Origin of the sequence: Methylobacterium sp. J-088 (assembly GCF_022829295.1) — a bacterium.
Lineage (GTDB): Bacteria > Pseudomonadota > Alphaproteobacteria > Rhizobiales > Beijerinckiaceae > Methylobacterium.
The window spans coordinates 155,669-177,205 of sequence record NZ_JAKSYH010000057.1 but is presented as its reverse complement, the minus strand read 5'-3'; the positions used below and the strand labels follow the sequence as shown (position 1 = coordinate 177,205).

At 67.2% G+C, this 21,537-nt stretch carries 23 protein-coding genes; 11 read left to right on the top strand and 12 right to left on the bottom strand.

Annotated features, from left to right (window positions below; genetic code table 11):
* Positions 1–19: 19 nt before the first annotated feature.
* From MKK63_RS07565 to MKK63_RS07535, 7 genes are read right to left on the bottom strand one after another with little or no spacing between them, the layout of a single operon-like run.
* The gene (locus MKK63_RS07565; RefSeq protein WP_409564481.1) at positions 20–970 is read right to left on the bottom strand and encodes a YncE family protein; all 951 of its coding nucleotides are present in this window, start codon (positions 968–970) and stop codon (positions 20–22) included.
* Complete coding sequence (locus MKK63_RS07560) at positions 967–1,500, bottom strand: SRPBCC family protein (RefSeq protein WP_244000240.1); 534 nt, start codon at positions 1,498–1,500, stop codon at positions 967–969. The genes MKK63_RS07565 and MKK63_RS07560 overlap by 4 nt, the downstream gene beginning before the upstream one ends.
* A gap of 21 nt (positions 1,501–1,521) precedes the next feature.
* Positions 1,522–2,112, bottom strand: a complete 591-nt coding sequence (locus tag MKK63_RS07555) for a DUF447 domain-containing protein (RefSeq protein ID WP_244000238.1) — start codon at positions 2,110–2,112, stop codon at positions 1,522–1,524.
* A 4-nt stretch (positions 2,113–2,116) separates the two neighbouring features.
* A complete protein-coding gene (locus tag MKK63_RS07550) occupies positions 2,117–3,679 on the bottom strand; it encodes a DUF6513 domain-containing protein (RefSeq protein WP_244000236.1) in 1,563 nt (520 codons plus the stop codon).
* Positions 3,676–4,251, bottom strand: coding sequence for a uridylate kinase (locus tag MKK63_RS07545; protein ID WP_244000234.1), 576 nt, complete (start codon positions 4,249–4,251; stop codon positions 3,676–3,678). Before MKK63_RS07545 ends, MKK63_RS07550 begins: the two co-directional genes overlap by 4 nt.
* Positions 4,248–4,949: a (5-formylfuran-3-yl)methyl phosphate synthase gene (locus tag MKK63_RS07540; protein ID WP_244000232.1), complete on the bottom strand. Its 702-nt coding sequence runs from the start codon at positions 4,947–4,949 to the stop codon at positions 4,248–4,250. The genes MKK63_RS07545 and MKK63_RS07540 overlap by 4 nt, the downstream gene beginning before the upstream one ends.
* 28 nt (positions 4,950–4,977) lie before the next feature.
* The gene (locus MKK63_RS07535) at positions 4,978–5,505 is read right to left on the bottom strand and encodes a DUF3280 domain-containing protein (RefSeq protein ID WP_244000230.1); all 528 of its coding nucleotides are present in this window, start codon (positions 5,503–5,505) and stop codon (positions 4,978–4,980) included.
* Between the two features lie 213 nt (positions 5,506–5,718).
* Between MKK63_RS07535 and MKK63_RS07530 the strand changes: the two genes are divergently transcribed.
* The 9 genes from MKK63_RS07530 (at position 5,719) to MKK63_RS07490 (ending at position 14,607) form a co-directional block, all read left to right on the top strand.
* Positions 5,719–6,954, top strand: a complete 1,236-nt coding sequence (locus MKK63_RS07530; RefSeq protein ID WP_244000228.1) for an ABC transporter substrate-binding protein — start codon at positions 5,719–5,721, stop codon at positions 6,952–6,954.
* Positions 6,955–7,089: 135 nt separating this feature from the next.
* Positions 7,090–8,073, top strand: a complete 984-nt coding sequence (locus MKK63_RS07525; protein ID WP_244000226.1) for a YVTN family beta-propeller repeat protein — start codon at positions 7,090–7,092, stop codon at positions 8,071–8,073.
* 167 nt (positions 8,074–8,240) lie between these two features.
* Complete coding sequence (locus MKK63_RS07520; RefSeq protein WP_244000314.1) at positions 8,241–8,666, top strand: hypothetical protein; 426 nt, start codon at positions 8,241–8,243, stop codon at positions 8,664–8,666.
* Complete coding sequence (locus MKK63_RS07515; protein ID WP_244000224.1) at positions 8,666–8,908, top strand: hypothetical protein; 243 nt, start codon at positions 8,666–8,668, stop codon at positions 8,906–8,908. The genes MKK63_RS07520 and MKK63_RS07515 overlap by 1 nt, the downstream gene beginning before the upstream one ends.
* Positions 8,905–9,648, top strand: a complete 744-nt coding sequence (locus tag MKK63_RS07510; RefSeq protein ID WP_244000222.1) for an ABC transporter ATP-binding protein — start codon at positions 8,905–8,907, stop codon at positions 9,646–9,648. The genes MKK63_RS07515 and MKK63_RS07510 overlap by 4 nt, the downstream gene beginning before the upstream one ends.
* 43 nt (positions 9,649–9,691) lie before the next feature.
* Positions 9,692–10,585: an ABC transporter permease gene (locus tag MKK63_RS07505; protein WP_244000221.1), complete on the top strand. Its 894-nt coding sequence runs from the start codon at positions 9,692–9,694 to the stop codon at positions 10,583–10,585.
* Positions 10,586–10,599: 14 nt separating this feature from the next.
* Complete coding sequence (locus MKK63_RS07500; protein WP_244000219.1) at positions 10,600–11,238, top strand: hypothetical protein; 639 nt, start codon at positions 10,600–10,602, stop codon at positions 11,236–11,238.
* A gap of 256 nt (positions 11,239–11,494) precedes the next feature.
* Positions 11,495–14,059 (top strand): TonB-dependent receptor, encoded by a 2,565-nt coding sequence (locus tag MKK63_RS07495; RefSeq protein ID WP_244000217.1) that lies wholly within the window; start codon positions 11,495–11,497, stop codon positions 14,057–14,059.
* A gap of 194 nt (positions 14,060–14,253) precedes the next feature.
* On the top strand, positions 14,254–14,607 hold the full coding sequence (locus MKK63_RS07490) for a hypothetical protein (protein ID WP_244000215.1): 354 nt from the start codon (positions 14,254–14,256) through the stop codon (positions 14,605–14,607).
* Between the two features lie 55 nt (positions 14,608–14,662).
* Here MKK63_RS07490 and MKK63_RS07485 read toward each other — a convergent pair whose 3' ends face one another.
* The 4 genes from MKK63_RS07485 to MKK63_RS07470 form a co-directional block, all read right to left on the bottom strand.
* Positions 14,663–16,183, bottom strand: coding sequence for an undecaprenyl-phosphate glucose phosphotransferase (locus MKK63_RS07485; protein WP_244000213.1), 1,521 nt, complete (start codon positions 16,181–16,183; stop codon positions 14,663–14,665).
* A gap of 145 nt (positions 16,184–16,328) precedes the next feature.
* The gene (locus tag MKK63_RS07480) at positions 16,329–17,528 is read right to left on the bottom strand and encodes a glycosyltransferase family 4 protein (RefSeq protein WP_244000211.1); all 1,200 of its coding nucleotides are present in this window, start codon (positions 17,526–17,528) and stop codon (positions 16,329–16,331) included.
* Positions 17,529–17,659: 131 nt separating this feature from the next.
* Positions 17,660–18,343 (bottom strand): PAQR family membrane homeostasis protein TrhA, encoded by a 684-nt coding sequence (gene trhA / locus MKK63_RS07475; protein WP_244000312.1) that lies wholly within the window; start codon positions 18,341–18,343, stop codon positions 17,660–17,662.
* A 151-nt stretch (positions 18,344–18,494) separates the two neighbouring features.
* A complete protein-coding gene (locus tag MKK63_RS07470; RefSeq protein WP_244000209.1) occupies positions 18,495–19,610 on the bottom strand; it encodes a COX15/CtaA family protein in 1,116 nt (371 codons plus the stop codon).
* Positions 19,611–19,787: 177 nt separating this feature from the next.
* On the opposite strand from MKK63_RS07470, the gene MKK63_RS07465 reads away from it, so the two are divergent.
* The gene (locus tag MKK63_RS07465) at positions 19,788–19,994 is read left to right on the top strand and encodes a DUF2842 domain-containing protein (RefSeq protein ID WP_244000207.1); all 207 of its coding nucleotides are present in this window, start codon (positions 19,788–19,790) and stop codon (positions 19,992–19,994) included.
* 83 nt (positions 19,995–20,077) lie between these two features.
* Positions 20,078–20,416 (top strand): hypothetical protein, encoded by a 339-nt coding sequence (locus tag MKK63_RS07460; protein WP_244000310.1) that lies wholly within the window; start codon positions 20,078–20,080, stop codon positions 20,414–20,416.
* A 6-nt stretch (positions 20,417–20,422) separates the two neighbouring features.
* Here MKK63_RS07460 and MKK63_RS07455 read toward each other — a convergent pair whose 3' ends face one another.
* Positions 20,423–21,484 carry a polysaccharide deacetylase family protein gene (locus tag MKK63_RS07455; protein WP_244000204.1) on the bottom strand — a complete coding sequence of 354 codons (1,062 nt, stop codon included), beginning with the start codon at positions 21,482–21,484 and terminating at the stop codon, positions 20,423–20,425.
* Positions 21,485–21,537: the final 53 nt, after the last annotated feature.

Genomic DNA, 21,537 nt, shown 5'->3' with positions numbered 1-21,537 from the left:
GCCTCAGGTCAAGGGATCGTCACCGCAGGAACGTCCCGAACGCGCGTGGGCCGTTACCGGTCGGGATGGTTGCCGTCACCTTGAGCGTCGCGGCATCAAGGATGCTCAACGTGTTGTCGCCCCAGTTGGCCACGTAGAGACGGCCCTCCGAATCCGCCTCGATCCCCTCGGGGTGATCGCCCACGTCGATATCGGTGATCGGCTTGAGCGTCGTGAGGTCGAAGACGGTGACGCTGCCGGCATACTGGTCTGTGACGAAGCCGCGCCCGCGACTGAGCGCGATCACGTAGGGGCGTCGGCCAGTGGCGATCCGGCCGATCTCGCGGCCCGCAGCAACGTCGATCACCGAGACGTCGTCACTCGTGACATTCGCCGTGTAGGCGCGGCCCGAAGCGGCGTCGAGGGTGATGCCGAACGGATGCTGGCCCACCGGGATGGTCTTGATCTCGCGACGGGCCGACGCGTCCACCACCGAAACGGTATCGGCCTCGCGGTTGGCTACGTAGAGCGTCCGCCCGTCCGGGCTTATGGCGATCCCCGAGGGGGAGGCCCCGACCGTGATCTCGCCATCCGGAATCAGGGTGCCGTCGTGCTCGGTCAGCACGAACAGGCGGCGCCCGTACCAATCGGCCACGTAGACCCGGCCGCCTTGCGGATCAGCCGCGATGCCGAGCGGGCCGCCGGGCAAAGGCACCTCGGCGAGAAGCTGGCCGGCATCGAGATCGATCACGGCGATGCCGTGCCCCTCCGGGCGGGTCACGTAGGCACGCCGGTGATCGGCCGACAGAGCGATCCCGGCCGGGGCCCCATCGACCGGTATCCGGCGCACCACCTTGCCGGCAGCGAGGTCCACCACCTCGACCGCACCGCCGAGCTGCGCGGTGATGATGGCCTCCAGCGCCGGTTCGGCGCGGGCGATGCTGGCCGCGAGGGCGAGGGCGACGACGAGCGCCGCCCGGCCCGAGCTCACGAGCCCTTCTCGACCTTGGCCTTCAGGTTGGCGAGGCTCGCCTTGATCCAGTCGCCGACGCCTTTCTCGGAGGCCTCGTCGTTGAGATCGGGCGGGGGATCGTTGTTCATGTAGCCGCGATAGAAGGCGGCCTTCCACTCGACCTTTGACTTGGCGTCGCCGGCAGGCTCAACCGTGATCGTGGCCGAATAGTCGTTGGCCGGCAGATCCTTCACGTCAACCTTGTCGATGTAGTACGAGAACAGTTTGTCCTCGGGCTTGTACTTGTTGCTGGTCTCGGAGATCTGGTCGCCGTTCTTCAGTGTCAGCACCCGCTTGAACTTGCCGGCCGGATCGCCGGTCAGCTCGGTCTTGGTGACGTTCTGCATCCAATCGGCGTTCTTCACGTCGCCGATCACCGCCCAAACCTTGTCGGCCGGAGCGTTGATCTCGATCGACTCGTTGATCTTGCGACGGGTCGGGCCATGGGCCTGCGCGGTCGCGGCGACCAGCGCCGCAGTGGCCGCCAAGGCCAGGGTTATTTTTTTCATCTTGTCCTTCTCCTCCCGCGATCAGCGGTCGTCGCGACCGAGGATCCGCGCCGCGGGGCCGATGGCCGCCGCGACCTTGTCCTCGATCCAACCCCAGGCCTCGCGTTCGCGGGGTCCAGCGGTCTTTCCCACGGCGATGGCGAGGTAGGCCATCTCCGTCAAGACTTTCTCGGGTTCCAGCATGTGGAGCCGGGTGGAAAGAATAGCGGCTTCCACCACCGCCGCCTGCGCGCGGTTATAGCCGATGAACGGCGCCTGCGCGGCACTGTGAACCATGCGGCCGCGGAAGCGCGGCCGGGTTTCGTGATCCTCGACGACCGCGACCTCGAACTCGGCATGGCCAAAGCTGTCGGCGAGACGCCGGCCCGCGATGACCGCGCAGGGAACGGTCGGCCAGTCGCGCCGCCCCGTGACAGCCCCGGCGATCACCCGGATATCGCGGGGACTCGAAGCCGCGAAGCAGGGATTTGCTTCCAGGTTGACGATGGTCGGCGAGGGCCGGAACGGCGCCAGCACGTAGCCGTCATCCTCGCCGATCAGCCCGAACGGCACGAGGTGCAGTTCGCCCGCGGGGGACACCGTGGTGACGATGGTTTCCAGGATCAGCGGCATCGGCTTACGCCTGATCGGCCGACACGAGCCGGCCGCAGACCAGCTTGGTTTTCGGCGCCTGCGGACGTTCCGGCGACGCCTCGGCGCGGGCCGCCGTTTCCGGAATCGTCTCAGGCGGCTCCGCGTCGGCCTCGGGTTTCACGAGCCGCGCGTCCCGGGTACCGGGGGGCGGCGCGTCGGGGCCGGAATGGCGGGTGTGGCCGGCCTTCTTGAAGGCGGTGGCGTCCTCGACCTCGGCATCGGCGGCGCAGCCCCAATCCAGCGGCTCGTCCTGCACGTAGCGCTTGCCGAGCCGCCACGCGGTCTCGGCCTTGGCCAACTCAGCCCCGAGATAGAAGGCGTGGGCGCCGTCGCTCGCCACGTTCAGGTCCGGGAAGAAGGCCATCGCGTCGGTGCCGACCCTGTGGATGTCGCGGTTGTAGACGTGAATGCCGTCCTCCGCGACGGCGATCCGGTAGTTCGGATCGCGGACCTCCGCGGCGGCCTGGACGATATCCGCGGACGTCTGGACGAAGGGCCGTTTGTCGTGAAGCGCCAACAGCGCCCTGCCGTAGCCTTTGGGCAGCGCCGAATCGGCCTTGGCGGCGAACATCACCCGCCGGGCCGCGTCGTGCTCCTCGACGGTGCGGCGGGTGTGATTGGAGACCTGCACGATCAGCACGTTCTGGATCGTCAGCTCCGAGCACATGCCGACGAGGAGGGCGGTGACACCCAGCGAATCCGCCTCGGTGAGTTCGGTAAGATTGCCGGTGCCCATCATCATGGCGATGTCGGGCCAGCGGGCACGGGTGTCGCGATAGCGGCTGATCGAATCCACGAAGCCGTGATGGATCGGCTCCAGGATCGGATCGGCCAGGAAGGGCCGGCCGGCCTTGAGCATCCTCTCGATCGCCCGGTCGAGGGAGGGCAGGTCGTCGGGGCGCTTCGGCACCAGCACGGGCACCGCATCGCATTCAAAGGCGAGGTCGAGGGTGTCCTCGTTGAGGCTCAGCAGAAAGTCGGCCCCGGCCTGGGCGCCCCGGGCGAGTTCCTCGCGGGAGAAGGAATCGACGCTGACCTTGAGTCCGGCCTCCTTCATCGCGCGCACGGCGTCTTCGAGATGGGGAAACGGCGTGTCGGGCAGGCCGCCGAGATCGATCACGTCCGCGCCCCTCCGGGCCAGATCCTGACCCTTGGCCAGGATTTCTTCGACGCTCATCTTCGAGGCGTCGACGATTTCGGAGAAGATCCGAAGGTCGTGACGGGAGAGATCGATTTTCCGGGCCGAGAGCCCGAGCCAGGCCGGCAGATCGACCACCTCGTCGGGCCCCCGCTCCACCGGCATGCCGAAATGAGCGGCCAAGTGGTCCAGGTTGGCCCGGCAGCGGCCCGGCAGGATCACCCGGGTCGCGCCTTCGGGCAGCTCGATCCTGCGGCGGATGATCTCCTCGGTCATCAGGGCCGCGACCTTCACGCCGGCATCCGCGATGCTCCAGCGAAACTTTTCGGGGAGGCCAGCCGCGACCTTTTCCAGCCGCGCCCGGGCGAGGCGGCCGGTGATGAAGACGATGTGTTCGGGCGCGCTCACGCGGCATCCCTCAATGCGACGGCGACCCGTCGGTTCGGTCCCCAGATCTCGATCGGTCCGCCGTAGCGGGCCGCGAAGGCCGGGAAGGCCGCGTCCACGAGGCCGCCGGACGCGAGGGCGTCGGTGTCCCGCCCCGACGGCGCATCGACGGATTTGACCAGCACGCAGCGTCGGGCGGCGATCCGCCCGGCCAGCCAGAGGGCGAGACTGTCGGAGGTCACGTCCCAGGTCTCCGGGATATCGGGATGCCCGGCGCGCAGCAGGCGCGGGTTCCAGACGCGCGCCGTCGCCGTCGCAGTCTCGGCCCAGGGCTCCAAAGTGTGGACGAGGCGCGGCTCGATCCCGCGAAAGATCCCGGCTGCGTCGCTCATGGCATCCAGTGCCCGGCGATGCGCTTCGGCGTCGCTGAAGCCCTCCCGCGCCTGTGCGGCCCGCACGAGGCCCGCGAAGGTGCCCCCGCCCGGAACGACGATGCAGCGTCCGCACGCGCCATCCGCAATCTCGGTCAGCAGCGCGCGCCGGCGGTGCGGATCCGCCTCCAGGCTGCCGCCGATCTTGACGACCGAAATCACGCGGCATCCCGCTGGTTGGGGCGAAGCACCCGCAGCGCCTCGGCGATTCGCAGTGGATCGATCCCAGAGCAACGGTCGAAGTCGCGGCACAGTCCACCGCGGAAGCCAAGATAATCCGGCCCGTGTTCGGCCAGGGGCGGAATGTCGATGACGCGCAGCGAACCCGCGAGGCCACTCATCAAGCCGTGGGCGCGGCAGGCCTGCGTGAAGGCCGCGAGGTCGCCGGGCGGAGCGAGATCGGGCAGCCGCGCCCCATGCTTGCCGGCGGTGTCGATCATGGCGCCCGTGAAACCCGCCCGCGCCAGATGCGGGATCAGGTCGGCCGCGGGACCGTCCTCGGCGAACAACACGGCGATCAGATGGTTCGGTGCCGCAGCGGCCAAGGCTGCGAATGCGGCGGGTTCGCGCCGGCGGTCAGAATCGAGCCCGGTTTTCACCCAATCGACGCCGGTGGCCGCCATGGCGGCGATCGCCGCGGGCTCCGGATCGGCCACCGCGCTCGTCACCGCCCCGCCGGCCACTCGGCCCACGATCTCGCGGACCTGGGTCGGATCCAGGGCGCCGAGGGCTCCCCGATCAGGATTCTTGGCGTCGATCAGGTCGGCGCCGGCGAGCCGTGCGACCTCGGCCTCGGCCGGATCGCGGACACTGACGAGCAGTCGGGGCAGGGGGCTGAGCTGGACGTTGGACGCAGGCACGGTTGACTCGAGGAGAGTGTGAAAGGCCTCAGGATTTTCCGGGCAGCGGCTCGGCAAGCAGGCGGTTCTTCACCAGCCAGCGCATCGCGTGGGCCCAGGTATCGTCGGTGTCGGCCCGGATCGTGACCAGCCCGCCGCGCACCACCTTGCCGGTCTCGGCTTCGGCGATGGTGACGTTCAGGTTGAAGATCTGACCCGACCCCTTCTCCACATAACCCGTCGCGACGAGGTCCGCACCCAGGCTCTTGCCGATATCCGCCGCGCACCCGTTGCACTTGTACAGCGGCCCTTCCTTGGCCACGGTGTCGGCCTTCGGTGCCGTGTCGACGATCTCCAGCCCCGCCTGATCGTGCAGCGCCTTGCGCAACTCGTCCGTGACGAGCGCCAGCTTCCTGGTGTCGGCGGGACGCGCCCGGGCCCCGTAGGTGGCACCTGGCTCGAACAGCTCCACCGGGAACACGGCAGCCTTCTCGGCGGCCAGCGCAGCGGCAGGCAGGACGGCGCCGACGGCGAGGAGACCGCAGACCGTGGTCGCTTGGAGGGACAGGTGACGCATGGACGAAGCGTTCCTCTCGACAATCCGGCCGCTTCGGACGGCCTCTCTCGGAGCATAGGTCGGGCGACGGGACACTTTGGCAATGTACTTCCCCGTCTGCCTGATCCACGAGGGGCTTACGCACTACCGGTCATCCGGTCGTCGGGAACGTGAACGGCGCAACGGCGAGCCGCGATTGAGCGGTGGGGATGGAAACTGATAGAGGCCGTGCCTATGCACAATCCTGCAGCCGAAAGACGCGTCGGTCGGGCGGCACGGCGGCGCTGGCTCCGGGCCGGCCTCACCCTGCTGGCGATGATGCCGTTCGCGGCCCGGGCGCAGCAGCCTGCGACGGAGTCCATCGACACCCATATCGGTCTGATCTACCGGCCTCAGCCCGCCCCGTCCTCCTACGACGCGGAAGCAGCGCCCGAGGACGAGGGGCTCGCCGGCGCCAAGATGGGTATCGCGGACAACAACACGACCGGCCGCTTCACCAAGCAGACCTACGTCCTCGACGATGTGGCGTTGACGGACGACAAGCCGGATCCGGTCGCCGCCGCCAAGGACCTCGTCGGGAAGGGCATCCGCTACCTCGTCCTGGCGCTGCCGGCCGACGCGGTGTTGGCGGTGTCCGACGCGGTGAAGGACACGGGCGCCGTGGTGCTCAACGCCGGCGCCGCCGACGACCGGCTGCGCGGCGCCGATTGCCGGGCCAACGTGTTTCACATCCTCCCGTCTAGGGCGATGTTCACCGATGCCCTGGCGCAATACCTAACGGTCATGCGCTGGCGGAAGGTTTTTCTGATCGTCGGCCCGACCGACGCCGACAAGGCCTACGCGGACGCCGTTCGCAACTCGGCACGAAAATTCGCCCTCAAGATCACGGCGGAAAAACCTTGGACTTTTGGCCCTCTGGCCAAGGCACGGGGCGACACCCCGACCCGTGCGGAGGCGATGGTGTTCACCCGGGGCCTCGACTACGACATGGCGATCGTAGCCGACGAAGAGGGCGATTGGGGCGACTACGTCTCCTATCGGACGGTGGACCCGCGGCCGGTCGGCGGCACGCAGGCCCTGACTCCGACCACATGGTCCCCGGTCCTCGAAACCTGGGGCGCCGCGCAGGCGCAAAATCGGTTCCGCAGGCTCGCCGGGCGGCTGATGCGGCCGCTCGACTATCAGGTCTGGGCCGCGGTGCGGACGGTGGGCGAGGCCGTGACCGCCAAAAAGACGAACGATCCGGCGGTGATCGCGCCGTACCTCGCGGAGCCCGCGTTCACCCTGCCCGCCTACAAGGGCGTGCCGCTGAGCTTCCGCCCCTGGGACCATCAGCTGCGGCAGGCGATCATCGTGGTGCAGCCGAAAGCGCTGGTCTCGGTGGCGCCCGAGCAGGGTTTCCTGCACCAGCGAACGCCGCTTGATACGCTGGGCGTGGATCTTCCAGAGACCACCTGCAAGTTCAAGTGACCGAGCGCCTGCGGCGTTGACGAGCGCCCCGGACCCTCGCAACGCGCGGATATCGCACTACTATTGGCCCGCGAGAATGTCCCAGGGTCGAGCGACCGAACGGGACTCCGGGACGACAAAAGGGAAGGGAATGGCATGAGCCGCCGCATCGAGGCAGGACTGAGCGTTGTCGCCCTCGGTACTTGGTTCGCCCTAAGCGGGCCGGCCGCCGCCTTCACCGCGTATGTCACCAACGAGAAGGGCAACTCGGTTAGCGTCATCGACGCCAACACCATGGCAGTGACCGCCACGTGGAAGGTCGGCCGGCGCCCCCGCGGCGTGACCGTGTCCAAGGATGGCAAGGAGCTGTTCGTCTGCGCGAGCGACGACGACCGGATCGACGTGCTCGACACCAGCACCGGCAAGGTGGTCCGCTCGCTCCGCTCTGGGCCTGATCCGGAGCAGTTCATCCTCGATGCCTCGGGCAACCCGCTCTATGTCGCCAACGAGGACGACAGCCAGGTCACGATCATCGATATCGAGAAGAACAAGGTGCTGGCCGAGGTGCCGGTCGGCGTCGAGCCGGAGGGGATGGGCCTGTCGCCGGACGGGAAGATCCTGGTCAACACCTCCGAGACGACCAACATGGCCCACTTCATCGACACGAAGACCTTCCAGGTCATCGACAACGTGCTGGTGGATGCGCGGCCGCGCTTCGCCGAGTTCACGGCCGACGGGAAGTTCCTGTGGGTCTCAGCCGAGGTCGGCGGCACGGTCAGCGTGATCGACGTAGCCCAGCGCCGGGTGATCAAGAAAATCACCTTCAAGATCCCGAGCGTGAATGACGAGGCGATCCAGCCCGTCGGCATCCGGATCACCAAGGACGGGACCAAGGCCTTCGTGGCGCTCGGACCCGCCAACCGGGTCGCGGTGATCGACGCCAAGACCTACACGGTCGAGAAGTATCTGCCCGTGGGCCAGCGCGTCTGGCAGCTCGCCTTCACGCCGGACCAGAAGCAGCTGTTCACCACGAACGGCACCTCAAACGATGTCTCGGTGATCGACGTGGCCTCCGAGAAGGTGGTCAAGAGCATCCCGGTCGGCCTGCTGCCGTGGGGCGTGGCGATCTCGCCGAACTGATCCGGGGCCACAGCAATCGAGACCGCTCGACCGGCTAAAGCGCTCTCCGCGGAAATGGACACCGGTTCGGCGCAGGAGACCGCGTCACAACAAGGGCTTAGAGCCGCGCACGATTGCAACGGAATCGGGCACGGCTCTGCAAGAGGGTGGGAAGCGACACGATGCGGATGTTTCGATTGGCGGCTCTCGCCAGCGCCGGGCTGCTCGCGGCCGGTCCGGCCCTGGCGCTGGATCTGACCAAGAAGCGGGAGAACCTGCCCGATCTCGTCCTCGGCGACGATCAGGGCAATGACTTCGTCGTCGAGAACAAGGACATCACCCTCGAATCGGGCAAGGCCTACCGGCTGCGGATCGTCGCCAAGGGGCATCAGGAATACAAGTTCTATGCGCCCGAATTCTTCCGGTTCATTTGGTTCAACCAGATCGTGATCGAGCATAAGGAGATCCACGGCGGTGGCCCGCCCGACCACTTGGAATTCGACGATCCGGGTGAGATCGCCATCGAGTTCGTAGCGATCAAGCCGGGCACTTACACCTGGGCGGCGCACGGTCTCGAGTCGAAGGGCATGACCGGCACGTTGACGGTGAAGTGATGCGTGCGATGCTGCTTGCCTCGACCCTGATCCTCGCCGGGCCCGCGTTCGCCGCCGACGATGCCGCGGCCTGCGCCGAAGGCATCACGATGATCCGCGACGCCCTGGCACTGAACCCGCCCGAAGCCGCATTGCCCAAGCTCCGCAAGGCGCTGCGCGTCGCCGAGCGGGAGCAGAAGGAGGGCGAATTTGACGAGTGCCTCGACGCCGTCGCCGACTCCCGGAAGGTGCTCGGCCGATGAGTACTGAGGCGGCCCTTCGGGTCGAGCAGGTCGGCCACCGCTTCGGCACCCGGGCGGCCCTGGACGACGTATCGCTCGACGTGGGGCACGGGCGCTTCGCGGCCCTGCTCGGGCCGAACGGCGCGGGCAAGACCACGCTGTTCTCGGTGATTACCCGCCTCTACAACAATCAGACCGGGCGGGTCTCGATCTTCGGCCACGCGCTCGACCGGGAACCCTCCCGGGCGCTCGCGCGGCTCGGCGTGGTGTTCCAGGCGCGCACCCTCGATACCGATCTGACCGTCGAACAGAACCTCCTCTACCATGCGAGCCTGCACGGCATCGCCCGCAGCGCCGGGAAGGAGCGGGTCGGCGTGCTCCTCGATCGGGTCGGGCTCGCCGACCGGCGGCACGACAAGGTTCGGACACTCTCGGGCGGGCAGTCGCGCCGCATCGAGATCGCCCGCTCGCTGATCCACCGGCCGGACCTGTTGCTGCTCGACGAGCCGACAGTCGGCCTCGATCTCGAATCGCGTGCCGACATCGTCGCGATCGTGCGGGCTCTGGTGCGCGAGGAGGGCCTCTCGGTCCTTTGGGCGACCCATATCTTCGAGGAGATCTCGCCCGAGGACGACGCGATCGTTCTCCATCGCGGCCGGATCGTCGCCCGGGGCCGGGCCGGCGATATCGGCGCCCCCGGGGAAGGACTCGCCGACGCGTTCCGCCGCATCGTGGCGGAGCCTGGGAGGGTGGCGGCGTGAGGATGCAGATGGGCGACGTGCCGCAGGATAGAGGACGGCATTCATGACGGCGCCGACGCACGTCTCAACGCCGGTCGCGCCGACGACCGCCCGCGCCGTGCCGGCCCGGATCGGCCGCCTCGATTCGATCGGCTACCTGATTTGCCTCGGCGGCATCGTCCGCCGGGAACTGCTGCGCTTCTTCAATCAGAAGGAACGGTTCTTCTCGGCGCTGGTCCGGCCGCTCGTGTGGCTGTTCATCTTCGCGGCGGGCTTCCGCAATACGCTCGGCGTCTCGATCGAGCCGCCCTACCAGACCTACGTGCTCTACGAAGTCTACGTGGTGCCAGGCCTCGCTGTGATGATCCAGCTGTTCAACGGCATGCAATCGTCGCTCTCGATGGTCTACGACCGCGAGGTCGGCTCCATGAAGGTGCTGCTGACCTCGCCCTATCCGCGCTGGCTGCTGCTGCTCGCCAAGCTGATCGCTGGCGTCGCCGTCTCGGTCGTGCAGGCCTATGCGTTCCTGGCGGTGGCCTATTTCTGGGAGACCGACATCCCGCCGCTCGGCTACCTGACAGCGCTTCCAGCCTTCCTGGCCTCGGGGCTGATGCTCGGGGCGATCGGCCTATTCCTGTCCTCGCTGGTGCGCCAGCTCGAGAACTTCGCCAGCGTGATGAACTTCGTGATCTTCCCGATGTTTTTCGCCTCCTCGGCCCTCTACCCCCTGTGGCGGATCCGGGAATCCTCCGAGACCCTCTACTGGATCTGCGAGCTGAACCCGTTCAGCCACGCGGTCCAGCTCGTTCGTTTCGCTCTCTACGTCCAGTTCGAACCTGTCGCCTGCGCCGTCGTTGTGGGCGTGACGCTCGCGTTTTTCGGCATGGCGGTGGTCGCCTACGACCCCGGCCGCGGCATCATGGCCCGGCGCGGCGGCCCGGCTGGCGAGACCCCCTGATGGAGCCCGTTTCGATGAACCGTATCGCCTGCCGTCTTCTGGGCACCGCCCTCGGGCTGTCCCTCTTTACCGGATCGGCGCTGGCCCAGCCCAAGACCGATCCGGATTGGCCCTGTGTCCAGCGCAAGGTTTCCTCGCTCAGCCCCGGCCAGTTCTGGACCGGGCCTGATATCGCGGCGGCCGGCGATTGGGGAAGCGACAACAACGCCGCCGTGCTGGCGCAGAAGATCGCCTCGCGCCGCACCGAGCTGTCGCAGGTCGGTCCGCTTCTGGATGACTTCGCCAACACGTTCGGCGCCGACAAGGATGCTAAGGACAAGGCCCTGACCCGGGTCTACGCGGGCGTCTTCGAGGTGCTCAACGGCGAGCGCGACAAGGTCGTGGGCGGGATCGCACGCTATGCCCAGGGCCAGCGCCGGATGGCCGAGCGGATTCGCGACGAGGCCGATAAGATCAGCCAGACCAAGGATGCGCCAAGCGCGACGGACGCCACCGAACTGCCTAAGGATCAATCGGATCTCGAGACGAAGTTCGCTTGGGACCGCCGCATCTTCCAGGAGCGCAGTCAGTCGCTCACCTACGTCTGCGAGGTGCCGCAGTTGCTTGAGCAGCGATTGGGTGAGATTGCCCGGATGATTCAGGCGAAGCTTTGACGGGTTGATCAGACGCTCGGTGGCTTTGCCGAATGATCCCGGCCAAGCTTGCCAAATTGTCCGTAAGTCGCTGAAAAACCACGAAAAAGTGTTGCGACACCGCCACGGGCCGGGGCGTTCCGCGATCCCGGCGCCAAAATGGATCCGAAAAGTGGTCGCGGACCATCAGGTCCGATTGTGAACGTCCGATCGACCCGCCATGAGTATTGCCAAGCCCGGGACAACCGGACGCTGGTCTCAAGGCAGGGGAAATGCAATGTCACGTCGGGCGCTTCGGAGCGGCTTGCTCGCGTCTGCCTCAGTATTGGCGCTATCGGTCGCCCCGGGTGCAGTACAGGCTCAGCAATCGGTAACCCTCGGCGAGATCAGCGTCGTCTCGACATCACCGGTCGGGGCGGGCGGCGGCAATTCGAGCGGCGCTCAGAACCTCGACACACTGGGCCAGATCGTGCCGACCGCGCCCGCCGGCCCGATCCGCCTGCGCGGCTCCGAGCAACCGCTCAACAAGATCCCCAGCACGGTTCAATCGGTAACGCCCCGCCAGATCGACGTCGACCGCGGCACCGACAACATCCTCGCCACCTTCGCCCGGGCGACGCCCGGCGTGAACCTCAATGACTCGCAGGGCAACGGCAACCGCGCTGACCTCAACTACCGCGGCTTCACCGCCTCCCCCGTACAGGGCGTGCCGCAGGGGCTCGCCGTCTACCAGAACGGCATCCGCATCAACGAGGCCTTCGGCGACACCGTCAACTTCGGCTTGATCCCGCCGCAGGCGATCCAGCGCATCGACGTGGTCACCGGCAACCCGGTTTTCGGCCTCAACGCCATCGGCGGCGCGGTCAACATCCAGATGAAGAACGGCTTCACCTGGCAGGGCACCGAGATCTCGGCCTGGGGCGGCTCGGACGCCCGCACCGCCGGTTACCTGCAATACGGCAAGGTGTCGGACAACTGGAGCTTCTACTTCACCGGCGACGGCTTGAACGACCGCGGCTGGCGCTACGAGAACCCGAGCACGATCGGGCGGCTCTACGCGGATCTGGGCTATCGCTCGCAGGATTCGGAGTTCCACCTGATCGGGCTCGCCGCCCGCAGCTTCTACGGCGCGGCGGCCGCGACCCCGGTGGACTTCACCCATGTCGATCCGCGGGCGATCTTCACCTACCCCCAGACGCAGACCACGCAGGTCGGCTCGCTGCAGCTCACCGGCCGGGTCGACATCTCGCCGACCTGGGATCTCGCCGGAAACGCCTACTTCCGCCGTTTCAGCGATCGTTACGTCGACGGCAACGACGGCAATTTCGAGCAATGCAGCTCGCGGTCGAGCTTCCGCGGCTCACTCTGCTACCAGGATGACGGCTTCAGCCCCTCCGCCGGCCAGTCGCAGAACGCGTTCCGCAACCAGTTTCTGCTGCTGGGCCAGCAGAACCAGCGGATCCCGTACCGCGCGCGCATCCCCTACGGGACGATCGACACCACGCAGACGGAATCGCAGGGCTATGGCGGCTCGCTGCAGGCGGCCAATCGCGACCGGATCTTCGGCCTGCCGAACACCTTCGTCATCGGCGGCAGCGTCGACGCGGCCGACTACTCGTTCAAGTCGTCGAGCACCCTCGGGGTGATCAACCCGAATCTCTCGATCACGACCGACCCGAACAACCCGTATTACGGCACAATCCCGGGGCTCGGCACGCCTTACATCCGGACGGCCGGCGCACTCGGCATCGCCCCCAGCTCGGTGCAGGGCTCGAACCTGTATCTCGGCCTCTACGCCACCGACACGCTCGACCTGACCGACCGGCTCTCGCTCACCGCAGGCTTCCGGCTCAACTACGCGCATATCCGCTCGGTCGATCAAACCGGCTTCTCGCCGGATGTCACGGGCACGCATGAGTTCACCAAGGTCAACCCGCTGGCGGGCCTGACCTACCAGTTCGACCCGGCGCTCAATCTCTACGGCAGCTACTCGGAATCGAACCGGGCGCCGACACCGCTCGAACTCGCCTGCGCCAATCCCGATCGACCGTGCCTGTTGCCGAACTCGCTGGTGGCCGACCCGCCGCTCAAGCAGGTCACCGGCCAAACCTACGAAGTCGGCTTCCGCGGCGTGATTCCGAGCTTCCTCTCGGGCGGCGCCCTGACCTACAAGGCCGGTGTGTTCCGCACCGACCTGACCAACGACATCATCCAGGTCGCCGTCGCGGGCAACGCCGCGCGGGCCTACTTCGTGAACGTGCCGTCGACCCGGCGGCAAGGCATCGAGGTCAGCGCCGAATACGTGGTGACCCCCGACCTACTGGTTTACGCCAACTACGCACTGATCGACGCCACCTTCCAGTTCAACCAGACGCTGTCCTCGCCGAACAACCCGTTCTCCGATGACGGGGCGATCAACGTGCGCAAGGGCAACAAGGTGCCCCTGATCCCGGATCATCAGATCAAGGCCGGGTTCGAGTACAACATCACGCCGAACTGGCGCTTCGGCCTCAACGTCTCGGCCTTCTCGTCGTCCTATTTCCGCGGCGACGAGTCGAACCTCAACCGCAAGCTGCCAGCCTACTATGTGATGAACCTGACGACGAAGTATCAGGTCACCAAGAACCTGGAGATCTTCGGGTTGATCACCAACCTGACCAACAACCGGTACGCGACGTTCGGCACCTTCGCCGAGCCCGGAGCGATCGCCGGCAACCTGTCGATCAACGACCCGCGGACCACGACCCTGGCCCAGCCGCTCTCGGTCTACGCGGGTCTGACCTACCGGTTCGGTGCCGATCCTGTACCGATGGCGCCGGAGCCGATCATCCGCAAGTACTGACGCCACAGGCGACAGGGGCGGGCGCCTTCCGCGGCCTTTGGGCCGCGCGAGGCGCCCGTCTGCGTTCAGAGGTCGCCGTGCGGCCTCCTGTCTCGGGAACGGGCCAGTGCGCCCGGAGTCTCCTCGGTGAGTCGGCTGAGCTCCTGTCGGAGTTCGCGCGCCGAACGAACCGCAATGCCTGGAGACCTGTCTCGATGATGTTCCGTTTTGCCGTCGCAGCCCTCACCCTCGCCGCAGCTACGCCCGCCCTCGCGACACCCTGCGCCGACGAGGTCAGCACCCTGCAGCGGCGGCTCGACAGCGCCGGCGCGGCCATGGTGACGGGCAAGACGCCGCCCGGCGGCGTGACCTCCTCGGATTCGCCGAAGGCGCTCGATAAGCCGCCGGCCCTAACAAAGGCGGATGCGGCCGTGAAGCCGAGCGCCGCAGGCGTCGAGGAAGCCAAGAAGCTGGTTGCCAAGGCGGGGGAGCAGGACAAGGCCGGCGACGCCCAGGGCTGCCGCGACACGATCATGAAGGCCAAGGAGAAGGCCGGCGCATTGCCGTAGTCGCAAGCATGACGCGGTCCCGCCGGATTCCGGTCGGGGCCGCGTGTCGGCGTGCTCAATAGGCGTTCTCGGTCTTGAGCAGCGCGAAGGGCGTGGTCGCCAGAATCTGGAGGTCGAGGAGAACCGACCAGTTCTCGATGTAGTAAAGGTCGTGCTCGACGCGCCGCTGTAGCTTCTCGGACGTATCGGTCTCGCCGCGCCAACCGTTGACCTGTGCCCAGCCGGTGATGCCGGGCTTCACCTTGTGGCGGGCGAAGTAGCCATCGACCACTTGGTCGTACAGGGTGTTGGCCGCCTTGGCTTGCAGCGCGTGCGGCCGCGGGCCGACGAGCGAGAGGTCACCCTTCAGAACGTTGAACAGCTGCGGCAGCTCGTCGAGCGAGGTCTTGCGGATGAAGCGGCCCACCGGCGTGACGCGCGGATCGCCACGGGTTACCATCTTGGAGGCTCCCGCGTCGCACTGATCGACATACATCGAGCGGAACTTGAAGACCTCGATCAGCTCGTTGTTGAAGCCATGCCGCTTCTGCCGGAACAGCACCGGCCCGCGCGAACTCAGGCGCACGGCGAGCGCCACGCTCATCATCACCGGCGACAGGGCGAGCAGCATCAACAGGCCGACGCAGCGGTCGAACAGCGCTTTGACCACGACATCCCAATCCGCGATCGGCTTGTCGAACACGTCGAGCACCGGCACCGATCCGAGATAGGAGTAGCTGCGCGGCCGCAGGCGCAGCTTGGCCGCATGGGCCGAAAGCCGGATGTCGATCGGCAGCACCCAGAGCTTGGCCAGCATCTGCAAAATGCGCGCTTCGGCGGTGATGGGAATGGTGAAGACGATCAGGTCGAGCCGCGCATGCCGCGCATAGGCTACGAGGTCATCGACATTGCCGAGCTTCGGATGGCCCGCCACAACGTCCGACGAACGGTCCGTGTTGCGATCGTCGAAGACGCCGACGATGCGGATACCGGTGTCGCTCTGTGCCTCCAGCGCGGCGATCAGATCTTCCGCAGGCTTGCCGCCGCCCACGATCGCGGTGCGTCGGTCGAATCGGCCCGCGCGGGTCTGCGCCTCGATGACCCGATAGAGGATGAAGCGCCCGATCAGCAGCGCGCCGAGTCCCGTGCCGTAAAAGGTCGCCAGCCACAGGCGCGAGTAATGGTCGGCCACCTTCGCGAGCACCAAGCCCGCCGCGACCACCAGGAAGGTCAGCGACCACGCGGTGGTGATCCGGATTGCGCTCTTGAAGAAGGTGCGGAATGCGGCGATCCGGTAACAACCCGCGGTCTGGAGCAGGGCGACCGTGATCGCCGCGATGCACCCGATCGCCCCGGCATAGGTCACGCCGAAGGCCACCCGCCCATACAGCATGACAAGGTGGAGCAACGCACCAAGTGCGAAGATGAGGGCGCCTTCCAGCGCCCGGATCAGGCCCGCCACCACGACCGGCGAGATCGCGGTGCGGCCCGCAACGGCCGTCTCGGCCAGCGGCATCGCAGCGTCGGCGCGATGGTGGGGTTGTGCCTCAAGGGGAGTGGCGGCCTCGAGAAGATCGCGGATGTCGAACGCACTCATCGAACGGCCCTCTTCCGCGCAAGCCGGCGGTTTCGTCAATCACAGCGTGGCACGGGGCATTGTCGGAAGACTTAAGACCACGCCACCCGCGACGTTATTGATCGTCGGGGCGCGGGTGGCTGGTCACTCAGATCCGGTCCGCGGATCAGGCCGTCCGCGGCGCCGCGAGTTCCGGAACCTTGACGGTGCGACGGTCACCGCGGGCCTGGAATGCGGCGGCGTAGCCAGAGATCACCTCGGTGCCCATGCGCTCCAGGGAGAAGCGCTGGTGAACCGACGTGCTGAGCGCCTGCACCTGGGCGTCGAGCGCTTCCGGCGCTTCATCGAGGACCCGACGGATGCCGGAGGCGAGGCCCACCGGATCCCGGGGCGGAATGAGATCGCCCGCCGCCTGCCCGAAGATCTCGGGGATCCCACCGACCCGGGTGGCGACCAGCGGCTGCCCGGCGGCTGCGGCTTCCAGGACCACGTAGGGCAGCGATTCCGCAAGGGACGGAACCACCAGGATCCGGCCCCGCGCCAGGACGGAGCGGATCGCCTGCGGCGGCTCGAACGAGACGGCGCCGCCGAGCCCAAGGCGGTCGACGTTCTGCCGCAGGATCTCGGCGTCCGGCCCGGACCCGACCATCAGCAGGCGCAACGCCCGGCCTTCCGCTCGGAGCTGAACGAGGGCCTCGAGCAGGTATGGCAGGCCCTTGGCCTCCCGCAGCTCGCCGACGTAGAGCAGATCGAAGGGGTCCTCGACGCGCTCGACGGGTGCGAACTCGGCGTCGGCGAGGCCATTATGGACGATGCGTGTCACTTGTTCCGGGCCGCCGACGAAGCGTCGGTGCCGGCCGGCGACGTACTCGCTTTCGAACAAGAATGCGTCGGTCCGGCGGGCCAGGACCGCTTCGGCGCTCATGTAGAGGCGGTGCAACGCGGTGCCGGGCCGGTAATTGTAGCTGCCGCCATGGGGCGTGTAGCTGCGGATCGCTGCGCCGCTGCGGGCGAGCCTGGCATAAGCGCCACCCTTCGCGCCGTGGCCGTGAAGGACATCGGCACCCACCATGGTCGCCCGCCGGCCGACCGCCTTCAGGCATCTCCAATCGGATCGATCCGGATTGCGCCGCATCGGGATCCGGAGGAGGCCGAGTTCGAGGCAGGGCAGCAGGTCGGACAGCGCCCGCTCGCCGCGCTCGCCGCCGGTCGTTGAGTCGCAGATGATCCCCACCGCGTGTCCCGCAGCGGCCTGAAGGCAGGCCAGATCCATCACGTGCCGGAAGAGCCCGCCGACGGGCGCCCGGAAGATGTGTAGGATCCGGTAACGCTCTGTGGCTCGAGCGTCGTTCGACTTGGCGACCACGGTATCGCTCCCGGTGAAAACTGTCCCGGGATTTATGGTGCGCCGGTGGTCGTGGGGCTCTTAAACGCAGCTCATCCGGCGCATCCTTTTCATCGACACGGTAAGCGGAGTTTTACTGCGCCGAAAACAAGTCATGTCATTGGTAAGCCGTTCAGGCTGGCCCAGATGGTGCCGTAATGGCAGGCGGTGGCGGCCAACACGAAGCCGTGCCAGATCGCGTTCTGGAAGGGCAATGTCCGCCAGATGTGGAACACCACGCCGATTGAGTAGAGCGCACCTCCGATGGCCAGGAGCCAGAGCGCGGTCGGCTGAAGACTGGCGATCACCGACTCGTAGGCGAACAAACCGCTCCAGCCGAGCATCAGGTAAAGCCCGATGGACAGCCGGTCGAACCGGCCGGGCAGGAATAGCTTGACGCTGATACCGACGAGGGCGACGGCCCAGATCATCGCAAGCAGCAGGTAGGCACGCGATCCCGATCCAACGAGGGCGACGAGCGGCGTGTAGGTGCCGGCGATCATCAGGTAGATCAGCGCGTGATCGGCCCGGCGCAGCAGCCATTTGCGAGGGCTGACCGGATACAGATTGTACAGAGCTGAGACGCCGAGCATCAGCACGAGGGCGGTCGCGTACACGACAACGGCGACACGCTCGGCCACACCAAGATGCGCGGTGAGCGCCGTCGCCACCATCGCGGCGGCGCCAGCCAATCCGAGGACGACCCCGAGACCGTGGATCACGCCATCCGCCACGATCTCGCGGGGCGTGTAATGCCACGTCAGAGAGAGTGGGCGACCATCCTCCGCGAGAGACATCATCAAGCCTCCTGCCACGCCTGCAGTCTAAAGCTTAAAACGTCTTGATCGTTCCATGTGCAGAGTGCTGAGCGGGAGTTATCCCGAGGATTCACATGAGCACTTATAGCTCTCGTGCAATGGCAGCAGCATCGCCGCATTGCAGGAAAGACTAAACGCCGCGTCCCGCCAGCCCCTCAAAACCGATCGGTGGGTCGGACGGCACCGACCGAACCCGGGCGATTCCCAATCCGACCCCGCGGCTGAGGCGGGCATGGACCGTCGCCATGATCAGGACCGCCATCGCCAGAACCTGATGGGCCAGCGCTGCCCAGAGCGGGATCGCGAGCAACAGTGTCGCGATCCCGAGCGCCGCCTGGGCCGATGCCAGAACGGCCACGCCGGCCGCGCGCCCCGCTGCACCGGCCGGTCCGGTGATCTTGGCATCCACCGCGTGCAGGATCGCCACGATGATCACGAAGTAGGCGGTCATCCGGTGGTCGAGCTGAACCAACGCGTGATTGTCCACGAAGTTCTCGATCCAGGGCCGAATGGCGAACAGGGTATCGGCCGGCGGGACGAGAGTACCGTCCATCGTCGGCCACGTGTTGTAGACCAGACCCGCATGCGAGCCCGCGACGAGCCCGCCCAAGAAGATCTGCACGAGGATCAGCACCGGAAGCAGCGCCGCGATCGCGCGCAGGCGGGTCGGCACCGGCTCCAACGCACCGCCGCGTTCACCCGCCGCGAGCCAGACCAAGCCCGCCAGGATGAGGCTTGCGGTGGTCAGATGAAGCGCGAGCTTGAGCGGGGCCACCGCGGTCATGCCGGGTTGGAGGCCTGAGGCCACCATGATCCAACCAATGGCACCCTGCAGCCCACCAAGGACGCCGAGACCAAGCAGGCCGAGTCCCAGAGTGCGGCTGATCCGGCCCTGCCACCAGAACACGATCAGCGGGAGGAAGAACACGAGACCGATCAGCCGGCCTAGCACTCGGTGACCCCATTCCCAACCGTACAGGACCTTGAAGGCAGAGAGCCCCATACCCTGGTTGAGGATGCTGTATTGCGGCGTGTCCTTGTACTTGGCGAACTCCGCCGCCCAATCGGCGTCGGAGAGGGGCGGGATGATCCCGGTGACCGGTCGCCATTCGGTGATGGACAGACCCGATCCCGTGAGACGCGTCGCACCGCCGACAGCCACCATGGCGACCACCAGTGCGGCGACCACGTAGAGCCAGGTCCGCACGGCGCCGGAGCGCGGCTCCTCCGCATTGTTGACAACCATCTGCAGTCCTTCGGCCTAGAACCGGGATGTGCCGATCCCGGTTGCCGGGTTAAAAGATGCATGGGCCCGCAGCAACGTCGGCGGCGCCGCAGCCCGCGGCAGGCTGCGCGTTGCCAAGCCCTTGCGTGAGCGCTAGCCCCTTTGCAGAGGCTCCAAGCAGAACCACCACGAGACGCCATGCGACGACGAACCCGGACCCTGATCGGCACCCTCGCGATCCTGGCCTTCGTCTGCGTCTACGGACCCTTGGCGATGACCTTGGCGGACAGCCGCATCGCGGAGACGCCGGCAGCAATGCAGGCCGTGCTCTACTCGATCCTGGGAATCGCCTGGATCTTCCCGCTGATGCCGCTGATCCGTTGGATGGAACGGCCGGATCGCTGACGCGACCCCTCGATTTCGCCGCACTCCGAGATCAGAAGCGACGCGTCCTCTTCCGAGATCGCTGCGTCGTGCTCCGTCCCCCCATGCGCCTCATGCCTCTGGCAGCCCTGATCGCGCTGCTCGCGCCCCTGCCGGCCCTGGCCCAGGGAACCCCGCGTTCGATCGGCGAATGCGAGCGGCTGAAGAACGATCTCGCCTACAATCAGTGCCTGGCGATGTTTGGTCCTGCCGCCAAGAACGTGGCCGGTGGCTTCGCATCCTCCGACTCGGCCCCGACGCCCGCCGCCGCGATGGCGGAAGCCATCCCGCAGTTGGAGGAGACAGCGGAGCCCGTGACGAGCGGACGGCGACGCTACCGCGGGCATCGCGGTCGGCAATACGCCTCGTTCTCGAGCGGGTATCGGCACCGGCGGCGGCGCTAGCGTCCGTTAAGCCACGTTCAGGCGGCGACCGCGGTTCCAGGCCAGGAACGGCACGCCGGAGAGCAGACCGCCCAGGGCTGCCCGCGTTTGATGGCAGCCGTTGATCGACACGCGGGGCAGCGCGTGGAGATGCCCGGCGTGGCCCGCGAAGAGGTGGCCGGGCCGGGTCGTCACCGCGGTGGCGAAGCCCTGGCTCCGGGCCAGCGCAAATTCCCGCGGCCCGGCCGAACCCGGATCGCCGACCGGATAGGACAAGTGCCGCACGGGCCGGTCGAGCGCCGCCTCGATCCGCGCACGCCCCTCGGCGATCTCCTGGGCGGCGAATGCCTCCGGGTGCTTGGCCAGCATCGGGTGGCTCACCGTGTGCGCCCCGATCGTGACGGCGGGATCCTTGGCCAGATCGCGCAGGTCCGCCCAGGACAGGCACAGTTCGGACGCGATCTGCCCCGGCTCGAAACCAGCTTGACGACACAGCGCCGCGATCCGGGCGAGGAGTTCGGCCTCGCCGCCGCCGCGCAGGTCGCGATAGATCGCGTCGAAGGCGAGCGCCTTCTCGCCCGCGCTGCGCGCCGGCAGATCGACGCTGCGCGCGCCGATGTCGATGCGGACGCGGTCGAGCCGTGCGATGGCGCGCTCCAATTCGGTCCACCAGAGCCGTCCGGTCTGATCCGCGAAGGCGCTGGTGGCGAATAGCGTCCAGGGGGCGTTATGGCGGGCCAGAACCGGTCGCGCGTGCGCGACATTGTCCCGATAGCCATCATCGAAGGTCAGGACAGCGAAGGGTGGGCCGTAGTCGGGTTCGGCCAGGCGTTGCGGCACGGCGTCGAGGCCGATCACCTCGAAACCGCGGGCATCGAGTTCGCGCAGGGTCAGGTCGAGGAAGTCCGGGGTGATGGTCAGCAGGCGGTTCGGGGCGAAGGTTGGCGGCGCGTCCGGGCTGACATGGTGGAAGGTGAGGATCACGCCGAGCCCACGGGAGGCCGGAGCCATCCAGCGATCTGCCCCAATCGCCTGGATCGCGCGAAACCCGGTCGCGAAGACCCGATGCTTTGTATCCGACGACAGCATGATCTCACACCGATCAGGCCGATCGGCCCGCGCCCGGCACCCTGCGCGCGTCG